Here is a 6,791-nt window from a genome sequence, read left to right on the forward strand (position 1 = left end):
CCGGCGCCGTAGGAGGTCCTCCCGCTCGCCGCTGGTGAGCTGATTGCTTCGGCTCATCGACTCGATCGACTTGGTCTCCATCCGGACCCGGAACAGCTCCTCTTCGAGATCGTCCGCGGGCTTCCCCTGGCGTTCGCGAAGCTGGATCTCGCGCTCGAGATTCCGGCGCCGGCGATCCAGCCCGGGGCGCCGCTCGTCGGCGACGCGGGACATCGCGAGCCGCGCCTCGGCATTGGCTAGCTCACCGATCTCCTTGGAATAGCGGTTGATATGCGACCCTGCCTCCCGGGCCTGGTCGATGAGGTCGGGGTCGGTGATCACGTACCTCTCGTCGTGATCGCGGATGTAGAGGAAATCGCGGTGATATCGATCGCTCAGCTTCGAGATGGGATCACCGTGGACCACGTTCCCGGTGATGGCCCGGCCGCCTTGGGTCACGACAGCCCAAGAAAAGTCATCGTCGTCGGGAACCGTGGGGCCGGCCCACGCGGGCGCGCTCGCGAGTGTGACCGCGGCAAGGAACGACAGGAACGCGAAACGAATGGGGTTCATGGGCCTTCTCCTGGCAAAGGGCATCACTCGGGCGACTGTGCCTTGCCCGGTCAGATAGTGGCGAGACGTCCTGAGTTGGAACCCGGCCGTGGGGGAGGCTACTTCGTCAGCGAATAGGCCCGCTTGATCCAAGCACACAGCTCCGCGTCGACATCGGCCGGGTCTTCCAATTTGAACTCGACGTGATGGCGATTCGCGGACACCTGCTCGCTCCTGTGGACACGCGCGCTCTTCAGCGGGGCATCGAACACTAGGTTCAAGAGAATCCCGTAGGCACGCGGGTGAACCCCGGCGAAGGCCCGGCCATGCGTTAGGTGCAACGAGGTCTTCTTCTCTTCGACTTCAACCGGACCGAGCTTGCGGACAGCCGCCATGACCTTCGCGTACGTTGCCTGGCTTGCTGGTGTCTTGAGGATGGCGGGGTGGCGAACCATGCAGTCAGGGTATCAGATTGCCGAAAAGTCGGTGTTCGGTCCGGGGTCCCTCGTCGTTTCTCTCAGCTACAGCCCGCATCCCCTTGGCGCTCAACCTGGAGGAACGATGGTCACTCGGACCGGCCGCCTGGCCGCACTGGTCGCTTCCGTGCTCTTTACCCTGGTGGCTCCGTCCGCCGCGCGGGCCAGCTTGTCCCCCGGTGTCCGGTTGCGGTGGGTGGGCGAGCGCCCGAAGCCGGCGCAGGCCGGGCGCGAGTTCGTGGGCCAGCTCGAGGTCGCCTCGGCGTGGGCAGGGCAGGTCGAGAACTTCGAGCTCTCGGGCAAGGGCTGGACCGTCCGCGGCCTGGACGCTCCGGCGGTGATGTCTCTTTCCAAGGGGCAGCGCCGGGTGGTGACCTTCCGGGCGGTCCCGACCGATCCGGCGGAGCCGCTGACGATCCGCTACACGTGGGGTGAGCGGACCATCGAGAAGATCCTCCGGCTGGATGCCGCCTCGATCGAGCGGGCGTATCGCAAGAACCTCGTGCGCTTCAGCGACCGGGGTGGCCCCAGGCTCTCGGGGATGAGGCCGCCTTCGCAGCAGTCGGGGCAGCGCGCCACCACCACCGCGTTCCACTTTTCGGGCACGTTTCAGTACACGCGCGGGGACGGCACCATCCGCGGCGCGGATGGGATCAAGGTCGAGGTGGTCGATCAGGACGCTTTCGTCGACGAGGTGATCTGGTCGGGGTTCACCGACCTGAACGGCCACTTCGACGTCAACACCCTCTGGGACGACTGCGACATCTCCGGTTGCGACGACCCCGACATCTATCTCCAGATCACGGCGGAGACCGGCGTCGTGGGTGTGATGCAGGACATGATCTTCGGGGTTCCCTATGTGTGGGTGACGCCCGTCATCCCGGACTTCACCGGGAACAATGTCGATTTTGGCGTCATGCATCCGGACAACAACACCGACGAGGACGCGGCCGTCCACATCTTCAACAGCATCACCCGCGCGGATCGCTATGCCCGCCAATTCAGCATGGCCGCGGAGCGGGTCGAGGTGGAGTGGCCTGACGATGACACGCCCACCAGCTACAGTCCGAGCTCGGAAGTGATCCATATCTCCCACCAATGGATGTGGGACGAGCTGACGCACACCCACGAGTACGGCCACCACCTGAACAACGTGTACGGGAATCTGCTCGACCCGGACTACGCGAACGGCTTCTGCGACACTCCAACGCCCGGGCATTGCGTCTGGTGTCCCGAGCACGTGGGAGAAGCCTGGCAGGAAGGCTTCGCGGACTGGTGGGGTCAGCTCGTCACCGAGGATTACCCGGCCAGGTACGGATACAGCTCATGGGCGGGCCTCCCGAACGGACAATACCCCAATGATTGGCTTTATCAGATGGACTGGTTGGTCAAATGTCAGCAGGACAGCACGTACTATCCCGGCGCACTCACCGAGGGATACGTGATGGCGCTGCTCCGCGACATCCAGGATCCCGTGAACGACGATCACGACGGTGGATCGCCGGACTGCGACATGGACGCAACCAGCCTGGGCGCGGACGAGATCATGACCGTGTTCCGCGACGACGATCCGACCGACATCACGATGTTCCTGAATTCGTTCCGCACCCGGTATCCGTTCTACTCGATGGACCTCTGGAGCACGGTTCGCAACGTCGATCCCGGCCTGGGATTCCCGCTCCCGAATCCCGTCGTGAACAACTACAGCACCGCCTGCCGGCTGGTGCGCGCGGGGGAGTCCACAACCCTCGTGGCCCAGGGGGATGGCTCGCTGGAGCAGTACCAGTGGCGCCGCAACGGAGTCGCGATGGCCGATGGGCCAACGGTCTCGGGATGTCACACGACGTCGCTCGTCCTGTCATCACTGACGGGACCGACCGGGAACGGTGACTACGACTGCGTGGTCAAGACCTGTGATGGCACGAAGTCGGTGACGAGTACATCCACGCATCTCACCGTCTTCGGCGCGCCGCCCACCTCCCATCCGTACCTGACCTGGGGGGAGAACTCCAACTCGCAGTGCGGCGATGGAACCAACACGTTCAAGCTGCCTCCGGGCTCGTATACGCACCTCGCGAATGTCGTCCAGATGGACGGGGGTCGGTCCTACTCTGCCGCGCTGACTTCCGATGGGTCGGTCTACACCTGGGGGAATGGCTCGTTCGGGGAACTGGGCAATGGCACCTACGGAACGGTCGCCTCGCCGGTCAAGATCGGCGTGGCGAACGCGATCCAGATCGCGACCGGTTACTCCCACGTGCTCGCCCTGCTGCGGGATGGGTCCCTGAAAGCCTGGGGATCCAACCAATCCGGCGAGCTGGGCGATAGCACGCAGAGTGCGAGCAATACGCCGATTCGGACGCACACGACCGCGTGCATCACGGCGGTTGCCGCCGGGAACAACTACAGCCTGGCGTTGCAATCCGACGGCACGGTCCTCTCCTGGGGGTTCAACGGCCTTGGCTCGCTCGGGCGCGGATCGATCGGGGGCAATTTCCTGCTTCCGGCGCCGGTCGTGGGACTGTCGAATGTGATCGCGATCGCCGCCGGCGCCTATACGGGGTTCGCCCTCCGCGGTGACGGAACCGTTTGGGCGTGGGGCTACAACGCCTTCGGGGAGCTGGGAAACAACACCACGACCAACAGCGGAACTCCGGTGCAGGTGCAGGGTCTGCCACAGATTCGCTCCATCGCCGGCACGCAGGCGAACGGCTATGCGGTGTCGGCGACCGGGACCGTGTACGGCTGGGGTCGTGGCAACCAGGGCGCGATCGGAGACGGGACCTTTGCCGACCATTTGACCCCCGTACTGGCCAACGTCGTAGGTGTTCAGAAGCTGATCGCCGGAGAAGCGGGATGGGCCATGGCCCTGCTGTCGGATGGCACCCTGAAGGCCTGGGGTTACAACTATGACGGCGTTCTGGGAACCGGCGCCGTAGACGGAACCAACCAGCCCTCGCCGGCGACGGTGCTAAACGCCGCGGCCGTCGCCGACATCGCCGCGGGCTGGGGGACGACCCATGTATTGGGCTACATGTCCGGAGTCACGGGGGTCGCCACCGAGGGGTCCGGGCCGGCTCCGATCGCGCTCAATCTGCGCGTCGCGCCGGTTCCCTCGCGTGACCAGACCTCGCTATCGTTCGAGCTTCCGCGTCCCGGCCCGGTGACGGTCGCGGTGTTCGACGTGGCGGGCCGGGTCGTGCGCACGCTCGTCTCCGACTCCCGATCGGCCGGCCGTTACCAGACGACCTGGGACGGCCGGACGCGGTCGGGCGCGAGCGCCCCGGCCGGGGTCTACTTTGCCCGACTGGAGGGTGCGGGGACCGAGGTCACCCGCCGGATCGTACTGATGAAGTGACGCCGTGACCCGGCAAGTGCCCCGTGGAGGCTATACTCTCGATCTCTTCCGAGGGGGAGGTCGGGATGAACGAACCCGCCGGCGGCGCGGGGAGCGGAGCCGCACCTCACGAGACGACCGGGGTCCTGATCGCGCGGGCCCGCGCCGGCGACACGCTGGCGGGGCAGCGCCTGCTCGCCCGGTTGCTGCCGGTCCTGCGTCGCTGGGCCCGGCACCGGTTCCCTTCGCGAATCCGCGATGCGCGGGACACCGAGGACCTCGTCCAGGACGTCCTCCTGCGCGCCTTTCGCCGCATCGACTCGTTCGAGAATCGCGGCGAGGGAGCGTTCCTCGCCTACCTCCGTCAAATTCTGTTGAACACGGTGCGCGACGAAGCGCGCAAATCACAGCGAAGGCCCGCGCCGTCCCCCATCGACGAGAACCAGCCCGACACGGCGCCATCGGCGGTGGAGCAGGCGATCGGCGCCGAACGGCTGCGCCGCTTCGAGGAGGCGCTCGCCACGCTGCCCGAGGAGCACCAGCAGGCCGTGATCCTTCGTATCGAATTCGGATACTCGCACGCGCGCATCGCCGAGGCGCTGGGAAAGCCCTCGACCGACGCGGCGCGGGTCATGGTCTCGCGCGCCCTGATCCAGCTTGCGAGGAAGATCGATGATGCCTGAGGAACCCTCACGGTCGCTGGGGCCGCCCGTTTCGTCGGACACGCCGGGGGCCGAGAATCTCGCGGCCGCGGCCGAGGCGGTCGCCGACGGAACGCGCGTGGACTGGAGCCGGGTCGCGGATTCGCGCGGCCTCTCGGGGCTCAAGCTGATCGAACAGCTCGGACACGCCTACGCCGGGGAGACCGCCGCCGAGGCGGGCGGTGGGGCTCCCGCCGCCCGAACGTTCGAGCCGGGGGATCGACTGGGCCCCTACCGTATCGACGGCGAGCTGGGACGCGGCGGGATGGGCGTGGTGTATCTCGCGCGCGACCTGCGCCTCGATCGCGAAGTGGCCGTCAAGGCGCTCCCGGCGGAGCTCGCGGCCAATCCGGGCGCGCTCGAACGCCTGAGCCGCGAAGCCCGGATCCTCGCCTCGTTGGACCATCCCGGGATCGCGGTCATCCACGGCATGGAGGAGACCGCCGAAGGCGCGCGCTTCCTCGTGCTGGAGCGCGTGCGAGGCGCCACGCTTGCCGCGCGGCTTCGCGCCGGCGCGATGCCGATCTCCGAGGCCCTGCACGTAGCCACGCAGATCGCCGAGGCGTTTCAGGTGGCGCACGAAGGCGGTGTCATCCACCGGGATCTGAAGCCGGGGAACGTGATGATCACCGCGAATGGGCGCGTGAAGGTGCTCGATTTCGGCCTCGCGCGCGCGGAGCGTTTTTCCCCGGCGAGCGGCGGTCCCGGGGCCGGCGCGGACGGCGGAGGCCGTGACGCCGCGGAGGGCCCGGTCGAGGGGACGGCCGGATACGTGAGCCCCGAGCGCCTGGGCGGAGTGGAAGACGCGCGGGCCGACGTCTTCGCGTTCGGCGCCGTGCTCTACGAGTGCCTCACCGGTATGCCGGCCTTTCCGGGCGGCTCGTCCGAGGATGTCCTCGCGGCGGTCCTGGAGCGCGATCCCGACCTCACGCGGCTCCCGGAGGAAACGCCTGAGCCGATCCGGCACCTCATCGTGGCGTCGCTCGAGAAGGATCCCGAGCGCAGGCTCGGCACGATGGATTCGGTCCTGGCCCTGCTGCGTCGCGGTCGCACGGCGGGACCGGGGAGCCGGGCCGCGTCGAGCACCCCGAACAACCTGCCGCCCGAGCGCACCCGCTTCGTGGGCCGCGGGGAGAGTCTCCGGGATTGCGAGTCGCTTCTCGCATCGGGTCGGCTCCTCACGCTGACCGGCACCGGCGGCGCGGGAAAGACGCGCCTGGCGCTCCGGCTGGCCTCGCGAGCCCTGGAGCGCGCCCGCGATGGCGTCTGGTTCGTAGATCTGAGTCCTGTGGCCGAGCCCTCGCGCGTCCCCTTCGCCGTCGCGGATGCCATGTCGCTGCGCGAACAGCCCGGCATTCCTCTGTCGCGGACGCTGCTCGAGCGGCTGCGCGATGCCGAGGCGCTCCTGGTGCTCGACAATTGCGAGCACCTCCTGGAGGCCTGCCGGTCCCTGGTCCTCGATCTGCGGGACGGGTGCCGCGGCCTCACCGTGCTCGCGACCAGCCGGGAAGCGCTGGGTCTGGAGGGCGAGCGGAGCTATGAAGTGCCCATGCTCCCGGTGCCCGAACCCTCCGAATCGGTCGACCCCGCCACCCTGATGCGCTACGAGTCGGTGGAGCTGTACGTGGACCGCGCGACGCTGGCGGCCCCGGACTTCGCGCTGGATGCGTCGAACGCGGCGGACGTCGCCCGGACCTGCCGCGCGCTGGATGGAATCCCCCTGGCGGTCGAGCTGGCCGCGGCCCG

Annotated in this window: 5 protein-coding genes; 3 read left to right on the forward strand and 2 right to left on the reverse strand. The window is 67.8% G+C overall.

Annotation, left to right across the window (positions count from 1 at the left end):
* Both VE326_14955 and VE326_14960 read right to left on the reverse strand, forming a co-directional pair.
* Window positions 1-552: hypothetical protein (locus VE326_14955; protein ID HYJ34500.1), on the reverse strand; the 552-nt coding region annotated here is incomplete at its 3' end.
* Window positions 553-650: 98 nt separating this feature from the next.
* A complete protein-coding gene (locus VE326_14960; protein ID HYJ34501.1) occupies window positions 651-986 on the reverse strand; it encodes a DUF5655 domain-containing protein in 336 nt (111 codons plus the stop codon).
* 106 nt (window positions 987-1,092) lie between these two features.
* Here VE326_14960 and VE326_14965 point away from each other — a divergent pair, with 106 nt between their 5' ends.
* From VE326_14965 to VE326_14975, 3 genes are all read left to right on the forward strand, one after another.
* Window positions 1,093-4,365 (forward strand): FlgD immunoglobulin-like domain containing protein, encoded by a 3,273-nt coding sequence (locus VE326_14965; GenBank protein HYJ34502.1) that lies wholly within the window; start codon window positions 1,093-1,095, stop codon window positions 4,363-4,365.
* A 65-nt stretch (window positions 4,366-4,430) separates the two neighbouring features.
* Complete coding sequence (locus VE326_14970; protein HYJ34503.1) at window positions 4,431-5,027, forward strand: RNA polymerase sigma factor; 597 nt, start codon at window positions 4,431-4,433, stop codon at window positions 5,025-5,027.
* On the forward strand, window positions 5,017-6,791 hold a 1,775-nt coding region (locus tag VE326_14975; protein HYJ34504.1), incomplete at its 3' end, for a protein kinase. The genes VE326_14970 and VE326_14975, both read left to right, overlap by 11 nt.

The sequence above is a fragment of the Candidatus Binatia bacterium genome, assembly GCA_035631035.1.
Taxonomy (GTDB): Bacteria; Eisenbacteria; RBG-16-71-46; order SZUA-252; family SZUA-252; genus DASQJL01.